The 23,311-nt window shown below is 59.4% G+C and carries 20 protein-coding genes and 2 pseudogenes; 13 read left to right on the plus strand and 9 right to left on the minus strand.

Annotated elements, in window-relative coordinates; translation table 11 throughout:
• Positions 1–65: 65 nt before the first annotated feature.
• Both FJ960_RS24790 and FJ960_RS24795 read right to left on the minus strand, forming a co-directional pair.
• Positions 66–1,241, minus strand: a complete 1,176-nt coding sequence (locus FJ960_RS24790; protein WP_140717499.1) for an acetate/propionate family kinase — start codon at positions 1,239–1,241, stop codon at positions 66–68.
• Complete coding sequence (locus FJ960_RS24795) at positions 1,238–3,649, minus strand: phosphoketolase family protein (protein ID WP_140717501.1); 2,412 nt, start codon at positions 3,647–3,649, stop codon at positions 1,238–1,240. Before FJ960_RS24795 ends, FJ960_RS24790 begins: the two co-directional genes overlap by 4 nt.
• Positions 3,650–3,843: 194 nt before the next feature.
• Here FJ960_RS24795 and FJ960_RS24800 point away from each other — a divergent pair, with 194 nt between their 5' ends.
• Together FJ960_RS24800 and FJ960_RS24805 are read left to right on the plus strand one after the other, a co-directional pair.
• On the plus strand, positions 3,844–4,254 hold the full coding sequence (locus tag FJ960_RS24800; RefSeq protein WP_140717503.1) for a hypothetical protein: 411 nt from the start codon (positions 3,844–3,846) through the stop codon (positions 4,252–4,254).
• Positions 4,255–4,319: 65 nt separating this feature from the next.
• Complete coding sequence (locus tag FJ960_RS24805) at positions 4,320–5,510, plus strand: NADH-quinone oxidoreductase subunit D (RefSeq protein WP_140509328.1); 1,191 nt, start codon at positions 4,320–4,322, stop codon at positions 5,508–5,510.
• A gap of 159 nt (positions 5,511–5,669) precedes the next feature.
• Here FJ960_RS24805 and FJ960_RS24810 read toward each other — a convergent pair whose 3' ends face one another.
• Positions 5,670–5,891 carry a hypothetical protein gene (locus FJ960_RS24810; protein WP_027145652.1) on the minus strand — a complete coding sequence of 74 codons (222 nt, stop codon included), beginning with the start codon at positions 5,889–5,891 and terminating at the stop codon, positions 5,670–5,672.
• 200 nt (positions 5,892–6,091) lie between these two features.
• Here FJ960_RS24810 and FJ960_RS24815 point away from each other — a divergent pair, with 200 nt between their 5' ends.
• From FJ960_RS24815 to FJ960_RS24825, 3 genes and pseudogenes are all read left to right on the plus strand, one after another.
• The gene (locus FJ960_RS24815) at positions 6,092–6,580 is read left to right on the plus strand and encodes an Hsp20 family protein (protein WP_140509329.1); all 489 of its coding nucleotides are present in this window, start codon (positions 6,092–6,094) and stop codon (positions 6,578–6,580) included.
• 76 nt (positions 6,581–6,656) lie between these two features.
• On the plus strand, positions 6,657–7,163 hold the full coding sequence (locus FJ960_RS24820; protein WP_140509331.1) for an Hsp20/alpha crystallin family protein: 507 nt from the start codon (positions 6,657–6,659) through the stop codon (positions 7,161–7,163).
• 189 nt (positions 7,164–7,352) lie between these two features.
• Positions 7,353–7,716, plus strand: a pseudogene (locus tag FJ960_RS24825) (SPW repeat protein).
• 92 nt (positions 7,717–7,808) lie between these two features.
• Here the strand turns inward: FJ960_RS24825 and FJ960_RS24830 are convergent.
• The 3 genes from FJ960_RS24830 to FJ960_RS24840 all read right to left on the minus strand — a co-directional run bounded on the left by FJ960_RS24830 (position 7,809) and on the right by FJ960_RS24840 (position 11,638).
• Complete coding sequence (locus FJ960_RS24830; RefSeq protein WP_140717505.1) at positions 7,809–10,019, minus strand: amylo-alpha-1,6-glucosidase; 2,211 nt, start codon at positions 10,017–10,019, stop codon at positions 7,809–7,811.
• The gene (locus FJ960_RS24835; RefSeq protein ID WP_140717507.1) at positions 10,000–11,115 is read right to left on the minus strand and encodes a glycosyltransferase family 4 protein; all 1,116 of its coding nucleotides are present in this window, start codon (positions 11,113–11,115) and stop codon (positions 10,000–10,002) included. Before FJ960_RS24835 ends, FJ960_RS24830 begins: the two co-directional genes overlap by 20 nt.
• Before the next feature lie 304 nt (positions 11,116–11,419).
• Complete coding sequence (locus FJ960_RS24840; protein WP_140717509.1) at positions 11,420–11,638, minus strand: hypothetical protein; 219 nt, start codon at positions 11,636–11,638, stop codon at positions 11,420–11,422.
• Between FJ960_RS24840 and FJ960_RS24845 the strand changes: the two genes are divergently transcribed.
• Complete coding sequence (locus FJ960_RS24845) at positions 11,637–12,104, plus strand: YbhB/YbcL family Raf kinase inhibitor-like protein (RefSeq protein ID WP_140509392.1); 468 nt, start codon at positions 11,637–11,639, stop codon at positions 12,102–12,104. The two genes, FJ960_RS24840 and FJ960_RS24845, sit on opposite strands and share 2 nt — an antisense overlap.
• A 39-nt stretch (positions 12,105–12,143) precedes the next feature.
• Positions 12,144–12,260 (plus strand): annotated as a pseudogene (locus tag FJ960_RS30210) (hypothetical protein); the annotation flags it as partial.
• Positions 12,261–12,272: 12 nt separating this feature from the next.
• On the opposite strand, the gene FJ960_RS24855 reads toward FJ960_RS30210, so the two are convergent.
• Positions 12,273–12,692, minus strand: a complete 420-nt coding sequence (locus tag FJ960_RS24855) for an FCD domain-containing protein (RefSeq protein WP_246672941.1) — start codon at positions 12,690–12,692, stop codon at positions 12,273–12,275.
• 982 nt (positions 12,693–13,674) lie between these two features.
• On the opposite strand from FJ960_RS24855, the gene FJ960_RS24860 reads away from it, so the two are divergent.
• Genes FJ960_RS24860 through FJ960_RS24870 form a run of 3 tightly spaced genes read left to right on the plus strand, consistent with a single transcriptional unit; the run spans position 13,675 to position 17,328 of the window.
• Positions 13,675–14,889 carry a glycosyltransferase family protein gene (locus FJ960_RS24860; protein ID WP_140717511.1) on the plus strand — a complete coding sequence of 405 codons (1,215 nt, stop codon included), beginning with the start codon at positions 13,675–13,677 and terminating at the stop codon, positions 14,887–14,889.
• A 1-nt stretch (position 14,890) separates the two neighbouring features.
• Entirely contained in the window at positions 14,891–16,135 is a 1,245-nt protein-coding gene (locus tag FJ960_RS24865; protein WP_140717513.1) for a glycosyltransferase family 4 protein, read from the plus strand.
• Complete coding sequence (locus FJ960_RS24870) at positions 16,132–17,328, plus strand: glycosyltransferase family protein (RefSeq protein ID WP_140717515.1); 1,197 nt, start codon at positions 16,132–16,134, stop codon at positions 17,326–17,328. The genes FJ960_RS24865 and FJ960_RS24870 overlap by 4 nt, the downstream gene beginning before the upstream one ends.
• Before the next feature lie 119 nt (positions 17,329–17,447).
• Here the strand turns inward: FJ960_RS24870 and FJ960_RS24875 are convergent, their stop codons facing one another.
• The gene (locus tag FJ960_RS24875) at positions 17,448–18,119 is read right to left on the minus strand and encodes a class I SAM-dependent methyltransferase (protein WP_140717517.1); all 672 of its coding nucleotides are present in this window, start codon (positions 18,117–18,119) and stop codon (positions 17,448–17,450) included.
• A gap of 176 nt (positions 18,120–18,295) precedes the next feature.
• On the opposite strand from FJ960_RS24875, the gene FJ960_RS24880 reads away from it, so the two are divergent.
• The 3 genes from FJ960_RS24880 to FJ960_RS24890 all read left to right on the plus strand — a co-directional run bounded on the left by FJ960_RS24880 (position 18,296) and on the right by FJ960_RS24890 (position 22,562).
• Positions 18,296–21,010 (plus strand): ABC transporter ATP-binding protein, encoded by a 2,715-nt coding sequence (locus FJ960_RS24880; protein ID WP_140717519.1) that lies wholly within the window; start codon positions 18,296–18,298, stop codon positions 21,008–21,010.
• A gap of 79 nt (positions 21,011–21,089) precedes the next feature.
• On the plus strand, positions 21,090–21,539 hold the full coding sequence (locus tag FJ960_RS24885) for a cyclic nucleotide-binding domain-containing protein (protein ID WP_140661343.1): 450 nt from the start codon (positions 21,090–21,092) through the stop codon (positions 21,537–21,539).
• 168 nt (positions 21,540–21,707) lie between these two features.
• Positions 21,708–22,562, plus strand: coding sequence for an MBL fold metallo-hydrolase (locus FJ960_RS24890; protein WP_140717521.1), 855 nt, complete (start codon positions 21,708–21,710; stop codon positions 22,560–22,562).
• Here the strand turns inward: FJ960_RS24890 and FJ960_RS24895 are convergent.
• The gene (locus FJ960_RS24895; RefSeq protein ID WP_246672942.1) at positions 22,542–23,294 is read right to left on the minus strand and encodes a polysaccharide deacetylase family protein; all 753 of its coding nucleotides are present in this window, start codon (positions 23,292–23,294) and stop codon (positions 22,542–22,544) included. The genes FJ960_RS24890 and FJ960_RS24895 overlap by 21 nt on opposite strands.
• Between the last annotated feature and the right edge of the window lie 17 nt (positions 23,295–23,311).

Raw genomic sequence — 23,311 nt, forward strand, 5'->3', positions numbered from 1 at the left:
GACGTTCACTCGAGCGCAACCAAGGTTGAACAGGACTCCAGCTCGCGCAACTGAGTCGCGGGTCCTTAGACCTGCATCACCGCGCGGCTGTGGCGCGCGATGACGTTCTCCTCGTCGGTTGCAACCACGCGCACTTCCACCTTGCTGTCGGGACGGCTTATGATCTCTGCATGGATGTCATTGGCCGCCTCGTCGAGCGCCATGCCGAGCCAAGTCAATTTATCGCAGATCGTCTTGCGGATGGACGATGAGCGTTCGCCGATGCCGGCGGTGAATACGAGACATTCGAGACCACCCATGGTGTTTGCGAGCGCGGCTGCTTCCCTCGCGGCACGGAAGGCGAAAAGCTCAATCGCCTCGTGGGCGCGAGGATCACTGCTTGCCTCCAGCGTGCGCATGTCGCCCGAAATGCCGGATACACCGAGCAGTCCGGATTTCTCATAGAGCATTGTCTGCAACTCGTCCGCTGCCATGCCTCTCTCCAGCAGGAGGTACAACAGCACGCCGGGGTCGATGGCGCCGCACCGAGTGCCCATGACAAGACCGTCCAGTGCCGAAAAGCCCATGGTGGTATCGACGCTTTTGCCCTCGCGCAGAGCGCAGAGACTTGCCCCGTTTCCGAGATGAGCGACGATTGTCCGCTTCGCCGCGAGCGCGGGCGATATCTCGCTCAGCCGCCTGGCGATATATTCGTAGGAGAGGCCATGAAATCCGTACCGCCGCAGTCCCTCCCGTTCATATTCTTGCGGAATGGCAAAGCGCCGCACCAGCGGCTCGATCGTCTGGTGAAACGCGGTGTCGAAACATCCGACCTGTGGCAGATCCGATTGCAATGCAGCTATCGCACGAACCGGCGCGATACTGCGAGGCTGGTGCAAAGGCGCGAGTGCGGTCAGCCTGTCCAATGCCTCGATGGTGGCGGGCGTCAGACGGACAGGTTTGCTGAACTCCTTTCCGCCATGCGCGATACGGTGGCCGGCGCAGATCAGCTTTCTTCCACCAAGTTCCCCCTGCACCAAACTCAGTATTTCGCCTATGCCCGCCTCGTGCGGATCGTCCGCGGTGAACTGCCTGTCGCACTGCACTGTTCCATCGGCCGCTTTCGCCGTGAGCCTGGGCGCGTCGCCCAAATCCAGAGTGCCGCGCGAAACGAGCTGCTGGCCGTCTGGCGAGGCAAGATCGTATAGGGCGAACTTGACACTGGACGAACCGGCATTCAGCGCCAGGATCGATTGGCTCATCGACCAGCCTTTCCCCCGCTCGCAGCCGGCCAACTCCATTTCTGGATCTCGGGCATGTCTTCGCCGTACTCGCGGACATAGGCCTTGTGCCTTGCCAGCCTGCCGTCAAGGTCCGCGGCGAGGCTTTCCGCCCGTTCGGCCAAGCGCGGCACGCGTGCGATCGCGGCAAGTGCGAGATGGTAGCGATCGAGTTCGTTGAGCACCACCATGTCGAACGGCGTCGTCGTGGTGCCCTCCTCGCGAAAGCCGTGCACATGCATGTTGTCATGGTTGGCACGACGGTAGGTCAGGCGATGGATGAGATAGGGATAGCCATGATAGGCGAAGATGACCGGCGTTGTCTTCGTGAACAGCGCATCGAAAGCCTGGTCGGTGAGGCCGTGAGGATGTTCGGTGTTCGACTGCAACGTCATCAGGTCGACGACATTGACGACGCGGATTTTCAGATCGGGAATTGCGGAGCGAAGAAGGTCCGTCGCAGCCAGCGTTTCCAGCGTCGGAACATCGCCGGCACAGGCCAGCACCACATCCGGCTCCTCGCCTTTCGAAACAGTGCCGGCCCATTCCCAGATACCTGCGCCGGCCTTGCAGTGCGCTTCAGCGTCTTCGATGGACAGCCATTGCGGCGCCCGCTGCTTGCCGGCGGTGATGACATTGATGCGGTTGTAGGTTCTCAGGCAATGGTCGGTAATCCACAGCAGCGTGTTGGCATCCGGCGGGAAATAGAGCCTGACCGTGTCAGCCTTCTTGTTGGCGACAAAGTCGGCAAAGCCCGGGTCCTGATGGCTGAAGCCATTGTGATCCTGCCGCCATACATGAGAGGTCAGCAGGTAATTGAGCGAGGCGATCGGCTTGCGCCAGGCAAGCTCGCCAGAAGTTTTCAACCATTTGGCATGCTGGTTGACCATGGAATCGACGATGTGAATGAACGCCTCATAGCATGAGAACAGACCGTGTCGGCCGGTGAGCAGATAACCTTCCAGCCATCCCTGGCAGAGATGCTCGCTCAGCACTTCCATGACGCGGCCGTCACGGGAAAGATGGACGTCGTAAGGTTCGATGCGCTCCATCCATATCCGATCCGTGGCCTCGAACACTGCGTCAAGGCGATTGGAAGACGTCTCGTCCGGTCCCACCAGCCGGAAATTCCGCGCTTTGGCGTTAAGTCGAAAGACCTCGCGAAGATAGCCACCGCAAGTCCGTGTCGCTTCGGCAGCGACGCCCCCGGGCCGAGGCACTTTGAGTGCCAGGCTTTTCCAGTCCGGTAGCACAAGGTCGCGCTTCAACAGCCCGCCATTGGCATGTGGAGTTGCGCCCATGCGCCTTGTTCCAGCTGGGGCAAGAGCCGCGAGTTCCGGCAGCAGATGTCCATCCTTATCGAACAGTTGTTCCGGTTCGTAGCTTCGCATCCAGGTTTCGAGGATCTTGCGGTGCTCGTCATTGCCGCGGGCGTTCGATACCGGCACTTGGTGCGAGCGCCAGAAACCCTCGACTTTTTCACCATCGACCTCTTTCGGCCCAGTCCAGCCCTTGGGGCTGCGCAGGACGATCATCGGCCATCGTGGGCGTTCGCCATGCCATCCTGAACGTCGGGCTTGCCCTTGAATGGAATGGATCCGATCGAGCACCGTGTCGAGCGTCCCGGCCATCGCCTGGTGCATGGCAACCGGCTCATGGCCTTCGACAAAGAACGGTTCGTAGCCGTAGCCGGTGAAGAGGTCGCGCAGCTCCTCGTCGTCCATGCGGCCGAGGATCGTCGGGTTGGCGATCTTGTAGCCGTTGAGGTGCAGGATCGGCAGGACGGCGCCGTCCGACGCCGGGTTCAGGAACTTGTTTGAATGCCACGCCGCGGCGAGTGGACCAGTCTCGGCTTCTCCATCGCCGACTATGCAGGCGACTGTCAGATCCGGATTGTCAAATGCGGCGCCGAAAGCATGGACCAGCGCATATCCGAGCTCTCCACCCTCATGAATGGAGCCGGGTGTTTCTGGCGCCACGTGACTTGGCACTCCACCTGGAAAGGAAAACTGCCGGAACAGTTTTCTCAGGCCGTCTTCGCCTTGACCAATATCGGGGTAGATCTCGCTATAGGTGCCCTCGAGCCAGGTGTTGGCGACCATTGCCGGACCGCCATGTCCTGGGCCGCAGATAAACAGCACATCGAGATCACGCTCGCGGATAATCCGGTTGAGATGCAGGTAGACGAAATTGAGCCCCGGCGTCGTGCCCCAATGGCCAAGCAGCCGCGGCTTCACATGCTCGGCCTTCAAGGGTTGGCGCAGCAGCGGATTGTCGAGCAGATAGATCTGGCCAACCGAGATGTAATTCGCGGCGCGCCAGTAGCGGTTCATGAGGTCGATCCGTTCGAGGCTGATCACCTGCGTCGTCGCGGCGGTCTTGTTGTCCATCACTCAGTCTCCAGCCTCGGTTCGCTGGATTTAACTGGAGCGGCTTGGCGCCCGAGCAAGGCCAAATTGGCAGCAAGCGGAAACGATTGAACAATTGGAAACGACTGAAATTGCCCAGCGGCCGTCGTGCGTACGGAACCATCGCCCGGCACACGGGTTGTCTTTGACGTTTCGAACTAATCCAGGGAACGACGATGCGGATGTTGATGATAGTTGCCGCGCTTTCCGGAGCGGCCCTCACGCAGTCCCTCTACGGGCAAGCCATCAGCCCGCAGGTTCCCCGGATAACGCCTGTTCCTCAGATGACACCCTTGGAGCCCCAGCCGGACCAGATACCGCAGCCCGGGCAAGGGGCTGCTGGCCAGAATTTCACTAATATTGCCGTTGTCGCCGTCGAGGATCTGCCTGCGGAAATCAAAGCGCAGGCGGAAGCGGTGATCACCCAGACCAGTGCGGGAGATCTGCTGCGGCTGCAGAACTCCATCGATGCATCGCCCCAGGCAACAACGGCGCTGAGGGCGAACGGGCTCAACTCTTCACAGGTCGTGGCCGCCAACATCGATGGCGATGGCACGCTGACCCTGATCATCCAGACCACAACTTGATCGGCACCCGGAACGATGCGGTCGCGCCGTGAAGCAATGAAACGCAGATATCGCCGAGAGCCGCCATGGCCGAAGCCGCTGTTCGCAACTTCACCATCAATTTCGGACCGCAGCATCCGTCGGCTCACGGGGTTCTGCGGTTGGTGCTGGAACTGGATGGCGAGATCGTCGACCGTGCCGATCCACATATCGGCCTGCTCCATCGCGGCACTGAAAAGCTCATAGAGTACAAGAACTATCTGCAGGCCCTGCCTTATTTCGACCGGTTGGATTACGTCGCGCCGATGAATCAGGAGCATGCCTTCTGCCTCGCCGCCGAGAAATTGCTCCAAATATCGGTGCCAAGGCGTGGGCAACTTATCCGCGTTCTGTTTTGCGAAATCGGCCGGCTTCTGTCGCATCTCCTCAACGTCACGACCCAGGCCATGGACATAGGCGCCCTGACGCCGCCGCTCTGGGGTTTCGCGGAGCGTGAGAAGTTGATGGTCTTCTACGAGCGCGCCTCCGGCGCCCGTATGCATGCGAATTATTTCAGGATTGGAGGCGTGCACCAGGACCTGCCTGCCGCGCTTCTTGACGACATCCGGGATTTTTGCGACCCGTTCCTCAAGGTCTGCGACAATCTTGACGGCCTGCTCACCAACAGTCGTATTTTCAAGCAACGCAATGTCGATGTTGGCGCGATTGGCCTCGATGACGCCTGGGCCTGGGGCTTCTCCGGCGTAATGGTACGCGGATCCGGGGCGCCATGGGACCTGCGCAAGGCACAGCCATACGAATGCTATCCCGAGATGGATTTCGATATTCCCGTCGGCAAGAACGGAGACTGTTATGATCGTTACCTGGTTCGCATGGAGGAAATGCGCCAGTCGGTCCGGATCATGAAGCAATGCCTGGAAAAGCTGCGCGCACCTGAAGGCCAAGGGCCTGTGGCGATTCCGAACCAGAAGATCACACCGCCACCGCGCGCCAAGATGAAACGATCGATGGAAGCGACCATCCACCATTTCAAACTTTATACCGAAGGCCATCGCGTGCCGGCCGGAGAAGTCTACGCCGCCGTCGAAGCGCCGAAAGGGGAATTTGGCGTCTATCTGGTTTCGAACGGAAGCAATGTTCCCTACCGATGCAAGATACGTGCGCCGTCCTTTGCCCACCTGCAGGCGATGGATTTCCTATCCAGGGGTCACATGATCGCCGATGTCGCCGCAATCATCGGATCCCTTGACATCGTCTTCGGCGAAATTGATCGCTGACCAATGCGCGGATCCGATCGATTGCCAATCTCCGATTTCGGCCGGCGGAATTTTTTCGTAGGCCGAAAACGTGAATGCTCCCGCATTTCCTCCCGCTACAACTTTGTACCGGCGCTCCCGACCCTGCCATCGATGGCTTCATCGCACGCTTCGGATCCCTTATTCCTCGTCATCCGGCTCCAGCAGGCCGATCAAGGCGGCCACGCGGGTCCCGGGCAGCGGCCGTCCTTCGCTCATCAACGCCTCGTCTTCATTGAGCCAAGCCCAGGCTTCGCGAAGCTCCTCGGCGGAGGCGCCGGTTGCAATGATTTCCGCGACGGTAGCCTCCTCGATTGGTCCGAGCACTGAAGTCACGTCGTCCTTTGTCAAAGCCGTGCGCATGTATGATTCCCTCCGGGGTGATCCAGGGATCAACGCCCGCGAACCATCTGCCGTTCCGAGGGAACAAATTTTAACGAACAGCTCTTGACGGAAAAAAGGCGAATTACCAAATCGATTTCGCCGACGCCCAACGGGTCGGCAAGTCAAGGGGCGCCGCTTCCTTGGCGCTCCTCCTATGTTGCTCAATGGAGGATATAGCTATGAGAACCGCTTTCGACTTTTCTCCCCTGTTCCGATCGAGCATCGGCTTCGACCGGATGTTGAACGCTCTGGATGCCGCCAGCCGCATCGAAACGATCGACAACTGGCCTCCCTATGACATCGCCAAGAACGGCGAGGACGACTACCGCATTACGATGGCGGTGGCTGGCTTCTCGCAGGAAGAACTGACCCTCACCCAGGAGCAGAACATGCTCGTGGTGTCTGGTCAGAAGACTGGCGACGATAAAGGCGACGACAACAGCCAGTACCTGCATCGCGGCATCGCCGGGCGTGCGTTCCAGCGTCGCTTCGAACTGGCCGACCACGTCAAGGTCGTCGGCGCTGCCCTGGTCAATGGTCTGCTGACGATCGATCTCAAGCGCGAGATTCCTGAAGAGATGAAGCCGCGCAGAATCGAGATCGCAGCCGACACGACGCTGCCCAAGGGCGCGACGAAGCAGATCGAGGCCGAGAAGAAGGCCGCCTGAGATCTCCGCACGGTGCCGGGCATCGCCCGGCACCGCCGAGATGATTTTGTCACCGAACGACCGAAAGGAGAAAATCATGAGTGTCCGTGATCTGATTCCTTGGGGCCGCGGCAATGGCGACCAGGCCCCCAGCCTTTTGCGCGACGGTGAGCGCGATCCGTTCCTGTCGCTGCATCGGGAAGTGAACAGGCTGTTCGACGATGTTTTCCGCGGCTTCGGCACAGGCCTGCCGTCTGTTGGCAGGACCGTGTTTGGCCGAAATTGGCCGAGCGTCGAGATCTCCGACAGTGAGAAACAGATAAAGGTCACCGCCGAGGTGCCCGGGCTGGAGGAGAAGGATATCGAGGTACTGCTCGAAGATGGTGTGCTGACGCTCAAGGGCGAGAAGCAATCCGAAACCGAGGACAAGGACAGGCAGTTCTCGGAACGCTACTACGGCCGCTTCGAGCGCCGCATCCCGCTCGGCTATGAAATCCGCGGAGACCAGGTCGAAGCCCGCTTCAAGAACGGCGTGCTGACCGTGGCCTTGCCCAAGACGGAGAAGGCGCAATCGCAGGTCAAGCGCATCGAAATCAAGAGCTGATTGGACAAAGGAGCTGACAAGCTGGTTCAGGTCGAACTCGAATGGCGCGCTGGTTGAACTCGCCGGGCCGGACCGCCGGCCATCCTTACGATCGCCGGCAGCATCTTTTGCGGCGAGGAGCTTCAGCGGCGCGCCGCCTCCCCCACGGAGACCGCACATCGACAATGAACCAAGCAAAGGGGGGTGACCATGCCGAAACATCAGTTTTCCGATAACCGGATGGCTTTCGACATCGCCAATATCGTGGCCGGTCTTGTCTCCTGCTGTCACCCTGGTTTCTTGGCTTCACGGGAACCTCCCATGCCACATGGAATGCTTGGATCGTGGGCGTCGCCGTAGTTGTCGTCGCCGGGGCCGCACTGTTTGCCTTCTACGAGCGGAAGAATGGATCAACCTGGTCCTCGGCGTTTGGGCCATAATCGCGCCGTGGGTCCTGGGCTTCTCAACAGTAGCGGCTGTGATGTGGGCACATATCATCGCCGGTATCGTAGTCGCGCTTCTGGCCGCTGCAAGTCTCTGGTTCGCCAGTAATCATCCACTGTCGACCGCCTGAGGTGGCGAGGGTCCGGGATTCTTGCCGGGCCCGCCGCTTGTGAAGTGAACAAGACCGCTGAGAGGGTTAGGGGCCTGATGAGACGCCGTTGATCAGCTCTTCGCCACGACTCTGATTGATCCAGTGCGGCCAAGAACGTCAACGACCACCTGAGAGCCGGTACGACGGAGCGCCACGTCCACCGATCCGGCACCCAGCGAAAGCCGCCTCAGGACGATTTGATCCAGGAATCTCGGCAAGACAGGAGCGTCAAAAACGACAAACTGCGATTTCGGATCGAATTCGAGGCCGAGGCAAGCTTGCACGAAAAGCAAGGGCGCAGCGGCCGCCCATGCCTGGGGATTGCAAGCGACCGGATAGAAGGTCGGTGCTTGGGCACTTTGGCGAGGGAAGCCGCAGAATAGTTCTGGCAAGCGGCGCAGATCGAGATATGTCGAGGCGGCGAACAGACCTTCGAATATCTTTGCGGCTTCATGTCGGAAGCCATAGCGAGCGAAGCCGGCGGCAATCAGCGCGTTGTCATGCGGCCAGACAGAGCCATTATGATAGCTCATTGGATTGTAGCGGGCCTCTGTCGCAGCGATGGTTCTGATACCCCAGCCTGTAAAAAAGGCGCGCTCCGTGAGACTCTGCACCACAGACTTTGCTCGCTCGGCACGTGCGAGACCGGTGAAAAGTGTATGGCCGGCATTTGACGAACGTACCCTGCAGGGGCGCTTGTCCCCGTCGAGCGCAAGCACATATGTGCCGAGTTGCTCGTCGAAAAAGCAGACGTCGAAGCGATCGCGCAGGTCCGATGCCTTGGCTTCGAGCTTGTTGGCTCGCGCCGAATTGCCGAGCCGACGAGAGATCGCGGCCGCCGCGCACCATGCTCCGTAGACGTATGCCTGCACCTCGGCGAGTGCGATCGATCCCTTCGCAAGTGTTCCGTCCGCGTGAAAAACAGAATCGCTGCTGTCCTTCCAACCCTGGTTTGCCAAACCATCGGGCGTCAACCGCTGGTACTCAACGAAGCCGTCTTTGTCGCGGTCACCGTAATCGTCGATCCAAGCGAGAGCAGCTTCGATATTGGGCATCAGACGCTGCAATGTGTCGAGATCGCTTGTCCTCTCCAAATAGGCACCTGCCAACATGATGAAGAGGGGCGTCGAGTCGACGCTGCCATAGTATCGACGAAACGGCACCTCCCGAAGCACCGCCATTTCGCCATGCCGCAACTCGTGAAGGATTTTGCCAGGTTCCGCATCCGACACATGATCTACCTCGGTTGCCTGATTGGCTGCGAGATAGAGGAGCACGCCGCGTGCTATCGAGGGGTCCAGCCAAAGCATCTCCATGGCAGTGATGAGAGCGTCACGCCCGAACACGGTGCTGAACCATGGAATGCCAGCATAGGGATAGGGTCCCTCAGGTGTTTGTGTGATCAGCATGTAGAGGTCCGACACACTTCGGTGCACCGCCTCATCAAAGATTTCGTTGGAGGTCGTTATGACGGCGGCCTTCGATGTGGAATGACGCAGTGCCCGCCGCGCATCGCGAAGCGCAATAAAAAAGGTGCGGCGAGGCGACTCGTCGCCAATTTCCTTCTTGTCACAGCCGACATCCAGGAAAAGCGAACGTGTCTCGTGAGGTGCGAGTTCTATCACAAACGTGGCCTGTTCACCGGTGAGCGTCGCCGGCACGGGATCGAAGGACAAAATGGTAGCGCGCCGCACGCCATCCAAGCCCACGTAAGCAAGCGCGACCCGGTTACCGGCCACGTCCGGTTGACAATCCTCTCCGCGCTGGGGCCGCGGCGTGCCCCGGACTTCGAACAGGTCCGCGAAATCGGATGCGAAAACCAGCTCAAGCTGGAGACGATGCCGAACTTCATCGAAATTGCGCACAGCCAGCCGCTCGAAGCATCGGGCGCCCCACAATAATCGTGACCGGCGGAGATGAATTAAGTCGTGCTTCAGCACGCGAACGCCTTCAGCATCGAAAATGTCTGGATTGGTTAGATCGCAAGTCAAGGTCGCATTGTCGTCGCGCAATGTCGAACTGAGCAGCATAGGCCTGGCGCCATTGATTGTCAGACCAAGATGCGAGAGATAGCGTGTGTCGCGATAATAAATCCCATCCGGGCTACCAGGTCCCGAGAGGACGTCGCCGTTACGGTCGAAGACGCCGAAAATGTCGTCATGCTTGAGTGTTCGGGGCCGGCGCTCCTGCAGTGAGGGGACGAAAAGCTGGGCAAGATGCGTGACGCCAGATCCCCCGGGAAAAGGTGCATGGGAGATCGCTTCAGCACTCACGGATTGCATCGCTGAGACCTCTAACTTCAGCTGACACTTGAGCGCCCCTGGCGCGAGCCATCGCAGCGCCTGATGATAGCGCGACAAGGCGATCATAAATCGACACGTAGTCGAATGCCATACGCTCGGCCGAGAACCGTTCTTCGAAAACAGCCCGGATCCGTCGCCGATCCAAATTGCCGGCCGATCTTATCGCCTCAATTCCCTCGTCGACAGTTCTTACGACAAACCCCGACACCCCATGGTCAATCACCTCGGATACCGCGCCTCGATCGAACGCGATTACGGGGGTTCCGCACGCCATGGCTTCGATCATCACCAACCCAAAGGGCTCGGGCCAGTTTATAGGAAAAAGCAGTGCCCGGGCGTTGCCAAGGAAATCAGCCTTGTGGTGTTCATCTATTTCGCCGAGGAATTCCACATTGGGATGTGTGGCGATCATGGGCGAGATTACGTTCTCCCAAAATAACCTGTCCTGCTTGTCGATTTTGGCCGCGATCTTCAATGTCATGCCAGCACGCCTGGCGATCTCGATCGCTGTCTCTGGACCTTTTTCCGGAGAAATACGGCCGAGAAACGCCAAATAATCGCCCGAGGGATGCATCGTCATCGGCAGTAGATCGCGCGGTAGTCCATTATAGACTGTTCCGGCCCAGTTGACGGGCGGCATCGGGCGACGTTGTTCTTGCGATATCGATACCAGCGGCACGTCGGGAAAGCTTTGATAGAACGGATACAGGTCAGGAAGATCAAGACGTCCATGCAGGGTCGTGAGCGCAGGAGTTTGGAGGGTATTGAGCAGAGGGAACTGCAACAGATCAGTGTGAAAATGAATAACATCAAACTCGTCGGCAACCCGCCGAACGCGATCGAGCATTACAATGTGATGAGGAATGGGATCCAGAACGGTCGGATCAAGCCTCAAGGCCCGGTCGCAGCATTTTACCAGCCGCGCCGAGCTGTGCGAATCCCCACTTGCGAAAAGCGTGACCTCATGACCGCGACGGACAAGCTCCTCGGCAAGATACGACACGATCCGCTCGGTACCACCATAGAGTTTTGGGGGAACACTTTCTGTTAAGGGTGCGACTTGGGCAACCCTCATCGGTCCAGTCCATTTGTATCGTTCACCCAATTCGGTGCACCCACTTCCGGCTTTTCCGAACCGAACACCGCAGAATCCAGATTGTTCCGGCGCTGAGCGCGCCTGTCTTGCCGGCGGCCAGATGCTCGCGGATCGGCAGAAGCGGTATGCGGAACATCAAAACCTCGTCTCCAGGCGCGCTATTTTCTGGAGCAATGAAACAATTGACCTGAGCCGTAGTTCTTATGTCCAGCAATGACGATGGGTCGGCAGCGGGAGCACTGGCGGAGCTTCCCACGCGGATGTGCGGTTCTGACCAGGAGGATCAATCATGTTCGTGAATTCGACGAACGGTCATGAGCTTCAGTCCAAAATGCGCGGTTTCCGCCTCGACCGATTTCGAGGCAATCCCAAGCTGGCCGCGAGAGGCCCCGCCTGGAGCTTTTGTCGATCCTACTGGAACTCGCTCCAGGCCCATACGTTCCGAGTCGATCCAAGGACGACGCGAACGCTCAAAAATCACCACGACTGAGGTGAACGTCATGGCATTTTCGATTGAAAGTCCGGCCTTCCGGGACGGCGACAGGATTCCGGATGAATATGTGCGTGACGGGGAGAACCTGTCGCCCCCGCTGACCTGGAAGGAAGCGCCTCAGGGCACTCGAAGCTTCGTCTTGATCGTGGAGGACCCCGACGCTCCCTCCGGGATCTTCCGCCATTGGGGCATCTACGACATCCCTGCGGAACGCGACCGCTTGCCGGAGGGTACGACGGCCGGCGCCAAGACCGAAAGCCTTGGCTATGGCGTCAATGATTTTGGCAACCCGCGCTACGATGGACCGCAGCCACCCAAGGGCCACGGTGTCCATCACTATCATTTTCGCCTCGCGGCCCTCGATGTCGAAACGCTGCATTGTGGCGAGAAGGCCAAGGTCGCCGACATATTGGATCGGGCAAAGCCACATGTGATCGCACAGGCCGAACTTGTCGGCACCTACGAGAGGGCGTGATGCATCGCGTTTCGAGGCAAGTCCTGTTCAGTAGATAATCGCATCCCGCGCAGCAATGCTGGTTCCGCAGCTGTCCTATCCAGGGGTCACATGATCGCCGATGTCGCCGCAATCATCGGATCCCTCGACATCGTGTTCGGCGAGATCGATCGCTGACCAATGAGCGGATCACTTGGCGCTGTCTAAACCGGTGGCCTCACCGACATGGCGCATCATGCGACGAAAGCTCATCGAGATATGAGCGCGCCTTATGTGGCCGATCGATTCCCAATCTCCGATTTCCGCCGCGGCAAGGACTTCCTCCATCTCCCGGCGGAAGGCAGTGAATTCTTCGACAAGACCCAATTGCGGCATCATCTTCAGAACGACCCGCGCCACCTGAAAATACAGGCGCTCGCTGATCTCGCGCAGTGGCTGATTGCCAGTCATCGCGGTAAGTTCGTAGAGGAAATCCATGTTAAGGCGAAGGAAGGCGCGCTGGTCGGGGTTTAGAATATCGGAATCACAGCGCGTGATGAGCGCTCGAATCCGATCGAGATCCTCCGCCGTGCGCGAGATCGGGCGGGAAAGTCGGGGCCGAATGGGCACCCTCCTGAAGGCTCACAGCTAGATTCGAAAGGGCAAGGCAAGTCTCGCAGGTGCGAGGTCCTTCATGCTTGCTCGCGCCTCCCAAGGAGGCAGCAATTACCTCCGCTCCCCACCAATAGAGACGTGCCCCTTCCCGCCCAAGCCTTGAATGCGGCGGTGTGGGGCGTCGTTACCGGTTCGTGACAATTGACCCTTGGATGTCCCGGCCATCGGGTATTTTCCTGTGAAAGGCCGCAGGACGACTTGACGGACTCGCCGCTAGGTCTAATTTGGTGATCGTTCTCATGTGCCTAAGCCCGTCCTTCCCTGTGGCTTGGGTGCATCAACGGCGGTGATTGGGAAAATCACCGCCGTTTGGATTCGAGGCCCATCGCAACCGACAAGCAACTGGTCTTGCACACGCCCATCTGCGGGCGGTGCTTTGTCAGCGCTGGCATCCACTCGATTCTTGCTGAAATTCCGGCTAGCTTGGCGACAGATGACTCAGTTCTGGTCGGAGAATCACAATCAGACCGCCCGTCAAGAGATTGATGGGCAGCACCTTTGGTCCCCCAAGACCGAGGGCAATGGCGCACGAAGTGCGTCCCACAACAGATATGGGCCGAGCGACGCCTGGCGACCAACCAATTGGCTATATGGGCAGAATAGCGGAATTCGCCTTGACCGCTTCCAACCGATGGAGTTCGGAGACACCGGAACTTTTTGAAAGCAAGAGGGATGATTTCTGCCGATCTTTTGGATACCACATTCCCCTTCGATCCCTCCCAAAACGACAACAGGGAGTCTCGGCCCGCTCCCGCAAGGCTATATTCGCTACCCGTCAAGTTTCGGAGTTAGACAATCGGAAGGCCTGTCTGACAGGCATTCCACAGAAGCAGTACACTATTGAAATGGCGACCTCATATTTCAAAGCCAAGATGGTTTCGAAGCCGGCGCGTCGCTCACGGTCCCTCAAGGCGAGAATTCTAAGAGACGTTCAACAATGACCCAGCACGCAGAAAACGCTCGAATTCTCATGTACAGCCACGACACGTTCGGGCTTGGCCATTTGCAGCGCTGCCGAACAATCGCGCATTCGCTGGTCGAGGACTTCCGCGGACTTCAGGTGCTTATCATTTCGGGTGCGACTATCGCTGGCGCGTTCGACTACCGAGCCCGTGTCGACTTCGTGAAGATCCCCAGCGTCATCAAGTTGCGCAACGGCGAATACACCTCGCTGGAAAAGGATATCGATCTGCATGAGACGCTGAGAATGCGCCAGTCGATCATCCGCCACACAGCCGAGACCTTCCGGCCGGATATCTTCATCGTCGACAAGGAACCGCTCGGCCTGCGCGGTGAGATTGAGGATACTCTGTCCTACCTCAAGACGCGTGGCACCACGCTGGTGCTTGGCCTGCGCGAGGTGATGGATGCGCCGCACCTGCTCGAGGCAGAGTGGGCGCGCAGGGATGTGATGCGCAAGATTGGCCTGTTCTACGACAAGGTCTGGGTCTACGGGCCGCCGGATTTCTACGATCCGCTGACCGGCCTGGATGTGCCTCCGGCCGTCAGGGCAAAGATGAGTTTCGTCGGTTTCCTGCAACGAAGCTTGCAGCGCAACGAGTTGCCAGGCCACCGGCCCGAGGGCGATTATATCCTGGTCACCACCGGTGGCGGCGGCGACGGTGCCGAATTGATTCACGACGTCATCGATGTCTATCAGCAGGATCCGCAACTGCAGCACAGGGCGCTGATCGTGCTTGGGCCTTACATGCCGGCCCGCAAGCGCAACAAGCTGCTCAAAAAGGGGGCCAAGATCCCCTACATCAAGATGATCGAGTTCGACAACCGCATGGAAGACCTGATTGCCGGCGCCAAGGCGGTGGTGGCCATGGGTGGTTACAACACCTATTGCGAGATATTGTCTTTCGACAAGCCGGCGCTGATCGTGCCGCGCATCGAGCCACGCCAGGAACAACTGATTCGCGCTCGGCGCGCAGCCGAACTCGGCCTCATCGAGCTGCTTTTGCCGCACGAAGCCAAGGACTCCCAGCGATTCGCCGATGCACTAGTGGCGCTGCCGGAGCGGTCCCGCCCCTCACAGAGTAACCCGCATCTGACGCTGGAAGGGCTGCCTCACATTTCCGAGATTGTCGCGGAATTGCTCGACCGGCGGGCCGGCCATCACCTTTCTGTCGTTGAAGGAACGAACTGACTTGCAACGTCGCAAGATCGTCGTGGTCCTGAAGGGCTATCCGCGGCTGTCGGAAACTTTTATCGCACAGGAACTGCTCGGTCTGGAACGCGCGGGGTTCGATTTGATACTCGTCGCACTCAGGCGGCCCACCGACGCAAAACGGCACCCCGTACATGACGAGATCAAAGCGCCGGTCCACTACCTGCCGGAATATCTGCATGACGAGCCGCTACGCGTGCTTCGCTCGCTTTGTGCCTATTTGCCTCGGCCGAGCTTCTGGCGCGCGCTCGGATCGCTGGTAGCCGATATCTCCCGCGACTTTACGCGCAATCGCGCACGCCGCTTCGGGCAAGCGCTCGTGCTGGCGGCCGAATGGCCGGAAGAAGCGGGATGGTTGCATGCGCATTTCGTGCACACGCCGGCATCGGTGACGCGCTACGCCAGCCAGCTTCGTAGCCTGCCCTGGAGCTGCTCAGCCCATGCCAAGGACATCTGGACTTCGGCGGACTGGGATTTGGCTGGCAAACTTTCCTCGGCCCGCTGGACAGTCACCTGCACGAAAACCGGCTTCGATCGTCTGAAAAAACTCGCCAAAGGCAACTCGTCTGTGCATCTGAGCTATCATGGGCTCGACCTTGATCGCTTCGGAAGTTTTGGCGACGCGCGACAACAGTATGACGGCTCGGAGCGCGGCGGAGCGGTTGTCGTTCTGAGTGTCGGACGGGCCGTCGAAAAGAAAGGTTACGATACCTTGCTGGAGGCCCTTGCCCTCTTGCCTGGCGATTTGGCCTGGCGTTTCGAGCATATCGGCGACGGCGAGGAACTGGAACGGCTCAAGGCGCTGGCGAAGAAGCTCGGACTCGATGATCGCGTCTCCTGGAAAGGCGCGCTTGCGCAGGAGCAGGTGCTTGAGCACTACCGCTGCGCCGACATCTTCGCCCTGGCCTGCAGGATCACGGCGAATGGCGACCGGGACGGCTTGCCAAATGTTCTTGTGGAGGCAGCTAGCCAGCGGCTTGCATGCGTGTCCACCGATGTTTCTGGTGTGCCGGAGCTTATATCGCCCGATGAAACCGGGCTGCTGGTACCGACAAACAGCCCAATCGCCCTGGCACAGGCGCTGGAGCGCCTGATCCGGGATCCCGTCCTGCGCGCCCGCCTAGGCGACGCCGCAGAGCGGCACGTGCGCGGCAATTTCGATCATATGGCGAGCATTGGACAGCTCAAGGAATTGTTCGAGCGCGAGTGGCGGGCCGTCAATTGAAGCAACTGCGTGCCTTCCTCTATGTCCAGCACCTGCTCGGTATCGGGCATCTCGCACGCACCAGCCGCGTCGCGGCGGCTCTGGTCGATGACGGGTTTGACGTAACGATCGTGACCGGCGGAGCGCCGGTCGCGGGGTTTCCGGGACTGGGGGTAAAATCTGTCACCCTGCCACCTGTCACCTCCGGCGATGAAGGATTTTCCGGACTTGTCGACCTGCAGGGCAAACCCATCGACGATGATTTCAAGAAACGCCGTTCAGAGATGCTGCTGCAGGCATTCCAGGATTGCAGGCCTGATATCGTGATTGTCGAGGCGTTTCCATTTGGACGTCGGCAGATGCGTTTCGAACTCTTGCCGCTGATCGAGGCCATCGACGCGACGTCGCCCAGACCGCTACTGGTGACGTCTGTCCGTGACATCCTTCAGGAGCGCGTCAAGCCGGGCCGAAACGAGGAAACGGTTGATCTCGTCAATACGCATTTCGACCTTGTAATGGTCCACGGCGACCCGGCTTTTGCAACCGTCGACAAGACATTTCCGCTGGCTGGGGCGATCAAGGCCGAGGTCACCTACACGGGGCTCGTTGCCGCGCCGTCATCGCCCGCGGCCTCCGAGCGCTTCGACGTTCTGGTGTCAGTTGGCGGCGGAGCTGCCGGAAACAGCCTTGTAAGCTCCACCATCGCAGCGGCGCGGAATGCCAACAACGGTTGGAAATGGTGTTTGATCACCGGCCCAAACCTGCCCAAAGACCAGTTTGACGCGATCGCACACGACGTCACGCCGGGCCTGTCCATCTTCCGGTTCCGAGAGGATTTCGCCAGCCTGCTGACCGGCGCCCGCCTGTCAGTCTCGCAGGCAGGTTACAACACGGTCTGCGATGTCCTGCGCGCGGGTTGTCGCTCCCTGCTCGTTCCATTTGCAGCCGGCGGGGAAAGCGAACAGACGGTTCGCGCCCTGATGCTCGAAGAACTCGGTCTTGCAACGGTGCTGATGGAAAAGGACCTAACGCCTGAAGGTTTGGCGCAAGCGATCGAAGAGGTGCTTGTGGCACCGAGACCATCCGCGCATCGTCTCGATCTGGAAGGCGCCCGCCACTCGGCGCAGATCCTGCGCGACCGGTATCGAACATGGTCCCTAAAAAGGGGGCCCGGTTTCAGAGAAGCTCATGATCAAACGGACGATGGATCCTAAAACGGTCCATCGTTTCACGGAAAACGCAGAACCGCTCTATCTCGTGCGACGCGGGTCAAGCCGTTGTTTTTATGTATGTCGCAGCCCCAAAAGCGCCACGCACTGTTGGGCGAAATGCATTAGACAGTTCCAATCAGCATGAAGCGCGTATAGTTTTTTGTCGGCAGCTCGCCGGAGAAGCGCACCTCGCGTAGCGCCGCCATTGCTCCGAAGGCTGCCAGCGAAGCCACGCAGTTGACGTGCGTCGGCTCGCTGAAATAATCATTCGATTGCAGCAGAACATTCGTGCCCTGCGGAAGCAGCGCAAGCCAGGCGCGCAGATCGGCTATGTGTTCGCAGCTCGTATTGACGGTCAGGTCGGGACGCCCGGTCGCATAATCGAGTGCGTGCATATCTGCCGTCATGGCCCGGAACCGGTCGCCGGCGTCCCGGTTTAGCGTCAGGGCGACGGGCGCGACTTCGGGATCGATGTCAATGCTGTCGACCGCCGCGATGTCGAAGCGGACATCGTTGAAAAGCATCGCCGACAACACGCCATACCAACCACCCAGAACCCATATGCGCCCGAAGCGCCCGCCGCAGCTGTCGAACAGCCGATCGAGCGCCCACATCTTGCAGGCGACCTGCTTGTGGTTGAAGGCGTTGGCGATATCGGCCTTCGGGTGCTTGGCGATGACGCGCGCCAGCCCTGCCACGAGAGGGCTTTTGACATAGGCCGCAATCCCTCGGGTGAGGTCCAAGGCTTGCTCGTGCCCGTCCATGCCGGCATTGCGTGGTTGCGTGACATCCATCATATTCGCCTTGTATGTTGGGATTTCGGGCGACACAACGCAATCTTGCTGAGCGCAGCACTACTTCCGTGCACTGCAGCTTCGAGCTTGTCATTGGCGACGAAGAAATTGCCGATACGCCATTCGCCAGCAGGTGCTTTTGCATCCATCCTTCCAACTGAGGTCCACAGTCGCATATGGAACCCAGCCTAGCCCGCTATATCTGGACGCACACCAAGAAGCAGCAGGTCTGGATATTGCTGATCGTCGTGATCTCGATGATCCCGTATTTCATGTCCTTCAACCTGCCGAAGCTGATCGTCAACGGCCCGATCCAAGGCCGCGGCTTCGAGCAACCCGGCGCGACCCTGCCATTCATGAGGTTGCACTATAACCTGCCGTTTATTGGCGAGGTCCTGTTCTTCTCCGGTTTTCAGCTCGGCCGCAAGGCGACGCTGCTTGCCCTGAGCATTGTGTTCCTCTTGCTGGTCGTCATCAACGGCCTGTTCAAACTCTACATCAACACCTACAAGGGCCGTCTCGGCGAACGCATGCTGCGGCGTATCCGCTTCGATCTTGTCGATCGTGTGCTGCGGTTTCCGCCGATTTACTTCAAGCGGGTGAAATCCGCCGAAGTGGCGACCATGGTGAAGGACGAGGTGGAGCCCTTGGGCGGCTTCATCGGCGATGCCTTCCTGCAGCCGGTGCTGCTCGGCGGCCAGGCGCTGACGGCCATGCTGTTCATCATGGTCCAGAACGTCTGGCTCGGAATGATAGCGGTCGTGATCGTGGTGATCCAGATCGTGCTCATCCCGCGAATGCGGCGGCGGCTACTCGTGCTCGGGCGCCAACGGCAATTGACGGCGCGCGCGCTTTCGGGCCGTGTTGGCGAAATCGTCGATGGCATCGGCGCGGTTCACGTCCACGATACGTCAAACTACGAGCGCGCCGACATAGCTGCCCGGCTCGGGCTCATTTTCAAGATCCGCTTCGATCTTTACCAATGGAAATTCATGGTAAAGTTCCTCAACAATTTTCTCGCGCAGCTCACGCCCTTTCTGTTCTACATGATCGGCGGGTATCTGGTCATCGGCGGCCGGCTGGACGTCGGCCAACTCGTGGCCGTGATCGGCGCCTACAAGGACCTGCCCGGACCGATGAAGGAACTGATCGACTGGGATCAGGATCGGCAGGATGTCCAGGTCAAATACCAGCAGGTCGTTGAACAGTTCACCGTGGAGGGTCTCATTGCGCCTACAATCGGGGCATTGGCGATCGACGATCCCGATCCGATGACCGCCCCCCTGTCGGCAATCGGTCTGTCCATAGCAGACGATGGCGGTGCGATCCTTCTCAACCGTGTCTCCCTCCAGGTCAAGCCGGGTGAGACGGTAGCGCTGGTCAGCACCGCAACAGGCGGAGCCGAAGCGCTTGCAGAAGCCTTTGCGCGGCTGAACTGGCCCGACAGCGGAAGGATCGTTTCGGGCACCGACGACCTGCTTGAACTCCCCGAAGCGGTGACCGGACGTCGCATGTCGTATGCCTCGTCGGATGTTTTCCTGTTCCAGGCAAGCCTCCGCGATAACTTGCTCTACGGGTTGAAACACGCGCCGCTGACACCGGTGACTTATGACGGTGCAGCGGCAGACCAGCACCGCTGGAACATCGAAGAGGCGCGCCGGTCCGGCAATCCGGATCTTGATATCCGCAGCGACTGGATCAACTATGCTTCCGCCGGCGCTACCGGCCCGCACGACCTCTTTGAAGCCGTGCGCCGGGTGCTCGACGCGGTTATTCTGTCGCGCGACATTCTGGACCTTGGCTTGCGCTCTTCGGCCGACCTCAAGCGTCACACGGAACTTGCCAGGCGGATCGTCGAACTGCGTGCGGCGTTGCGAACCCGGCTTGAACAGGAAGGGCTGAGCGGACTGGTGGTTCCTTTCGAACCGGGCGCCTACAACAAGGAAGCGACGATCGGCCAGAACCTGCTCTTCGGCGCTGCGGCCGGCCCTGAACTGGCGGATAGGGCGCTGGCGGCCAACCCCTATTTTGCTTCTGTGCTCAATGAAGCCGGTCTCGACCGCACGCTCTACGAAATGGGCATGGAAATCGCCGAACAGGCGATCGAGCTGTTCGCCGACCTGCCAGCCGATCACCAGTTCTTCCAGCAGCTCGCCTTCATGAGCGCCGAGGAGATACCGGCCTACGAAACCTTGCTGCAACGGCTCAAGAACCGTCCCTACGAGGCGGTTTCGGAGACCGACCGCGCCATGATCGTTAGCTTGAGCTTTGCCTATATCGAGCCCCGGCACCGCTTCGGCCTGCTAAGCGATGAGCTGATGAGCAAGATCGTCACTGCCCGCAACCGGTTCTATGAAAACCTGCCGACCGAGCTGCATGACGCGATCGAACGGTATGATCCGGGCAAATACATCGCCGCGGCTACTGTCATGGATAATGTGCTGTTCGGGCGTGTGGGCAACAACCACCCCGACGCGCCGGACCGCATACGCTCCATCCTCTATGACCTTCTTGACGAGCTGGGGCTTTATGGCGAACTTCTCAATGTCGGCCTGGATTTCAACGTCGGCGCCGGCGGCAGGCGGCTGACCGGTGGACAGCGACAGAAGCTCGACGTTGCCCGGGCCCTGCTCAAGCGTCCCGATTTTCTCATTCTCAACCGGCCGCTGTCGGCGCTCGATCAACGCATGCAAGATAAGGTGTTGCGGAACGTTCTCGAGGAAGCCAGACGCGACGGCCATTCGCCGGCAATTGTCTGGGTGGTGACGAATCCGTCCATGGCGATGATGTTCGATCGCGTCATCGTGTTCGACTCGGGTGAATTGGTGGAAGACGGAACACACGAGACACTTTTGGCAGGCAACGGTGTCTTCAAGGAACTGGTGTCGTAGAGCGACGAAATACGGAACCAATTCCATCTGGGCGCGCGTTGCTCTAGTCTGGCAAACGCGAATTTTGAGGTTTGCGACAATGCTGCTCAAGGATGAAGTTGGAATGCTGCAACGCGTTCCCTTGTTTTCTGGCATTGAGTTGACAAAGCTCAAACTGCTTGCGTTCACATCCGATCGCGTCAGCTACGGCGCGGGCCAGATCCTTTTCCGGCAGGGCGACGAGGGAGATGCCGCCTATGTCATCCTTTCAGGCAAGGCAGATATTCTGGTTGATTCCGACAGAGGGCCGTTAAAAGTAGCCGAAATGGCGCCAAATTCGATTGTTGGGGAAATCGCCATACTGTGCAACAGCTCGCGCACAGCCACCGTCAGAGCGGCAAGTCAGCTGGAAGCCTTGAGAATCCGCAAGGATCATTTCCTGAGGCTCATGAAGGAGTCCCCGGAAATGACCATCGAGATATTGCGGGTTCTTGCCGATCGCCTAAGCCACACCACCGCCGATCTGATCGATGCACGAAGTGCCAAATAGCCAATGAGATGCGGTCGACGCTCCCCGTCATGATAGCGCAAGCCTCTGGCTGAGAGGGTCACTGGAGGAAATCGGCAAATTTCGGGCGGAAAACGGTTCACACTTTTCCTGGTGCTCTAGCGGCAGTTGTTTGGCTACGATGAGCAACGGGACTGCGAAGGGGCTACCATGGACGACGACGTTTTCCTGGTCAGGTTTTGGGGCGTGCGCGGCAGCATTGCGGTATCCGGGCCGGAATTCGTTCGCTATGGCGGCAACACAAGTTGCATTGAGATGCGATGCGGCAAGCATACGCTTCTATTCGACGCGGGCTCTGGCCTGCGGCCTGCCGGCAGGGCGTTTCAGGCGGCGGATGTGACCGATTTCGACCTGCTTTTCACTCATTGCCATTACGATCACATCATCGGGCTGCCGGCTTTTGCGCCGATCTTTGACCCGAGCGTCAAGCTTACCGTTTGGTCCGGGCATCTTGCAGGACGCATGACGACCCGACAGATGGTCGATGAGTTCATCCGGCCGCCGTGGTTTCCGGTGAAAATGGACGTCTGCAAGGCAAAGCTCGACTGCCGCGATTTCGTGTCCGGAGACGTGCTTCGGCCGCGCGAAGGGGTGGTGGTTCGGACCGGCAGCCTTACCCATCCGGGCGGCTGCATAGGCTACCGGGTCGAATGGCGCGGCCGCGTCGTGGCGGTGATCACGGACACCGAGCACGAGACGGGCAAACTCGATCAGTCGGTGCTCGGCCTGATCGACGATGCCGACCTCGTCATTTACGATTGCACCTATACCGAGAAGGAATTGGAACGCCGCCGCGGTAACGGCCACTCGACATGGCAACAGGGCGTCAAGCTCTGTGAGGCGGCCGGTGCGCGGGGGCTCGCGCTGTTTCACCACGATCCAGCACGCACCGACGAGCAACTGGACGAGATGGAGAAACTGGCCAAGGACAGGTTTGCCGGCGCGTTTGCCGCGCGGGATGGCCAGACCCTCGAATTTCCAGTCTCATCGCATAAAAAGCGCTGAGCTATTTCTTCTACCGGCGCTGCGCGCGATCAATGTCCTGATCGGAAGCCATGCGCAGGCTTCAGTCCGTGTGGTGACTGCGAACAGCCGTTCGAGGAAAAGCCACGCCGATTCATCATGTACGAGATGGTGGGTGAGCAGGCCGACCGGTTCGTCGTCGAATGCATGCTGCAAGTGCGCGATGATAGCCTGAACCAATAGGCCGTGATCGCGGCAGCCGCGCGTGCCATGCCAATCCATGATGTCTACATTGCTGTTGATGACCGCCAGTGGAGCCGCCTTCGGCGGCCCATAGACCGACAATGCCGCAAATCCTATCGATCCAAGGTCGGATACCAGGCCGGCGTCGATCCTGTTCCAGGGGGGCACCAGGATCGGAACGGCACGTGCGCCGTGCAGACCGGTTACGTGCGCCAGCCCGCGAGCCAGATCATCGAGCACCGCTTCGCGTGGCCGATGCGGGCCGAGCTCCTGCTTTTTCTGGTCCTCGGGCGCGTGATTTCGGTGCTCCCAGCCATGGCTGGCGACCGTGGCATGCGGCGCCTCGTCAAGCCGGGCGACAAGCTTCTCATCAGTGAGGGCCGGAATGACGGCCAGAGTGACCGGAACCGCGAATTCACCGGTGAGATCGAGCAGCCGATCAAGCGCAGGCGTCGGATCCACGGCATCATCGTCGCGCAGCCAGAACTCTGCCTTACGACCGGCCCGCTGCCGGCCCGCCAGTTCTTCCATCAAGGGTTGCCAGATCC

It is taken from the genome of Mesorhizobium sp. B2-3-11 (assembly GCF_006442215.1).
Classification (GTDB): Bacteria; Pseudomonadota; Alphaproteobacteria; order Rhizobiales; family Rhizobiaceae; genus Mesorhizobium; species Mesorhizobium salmacidum.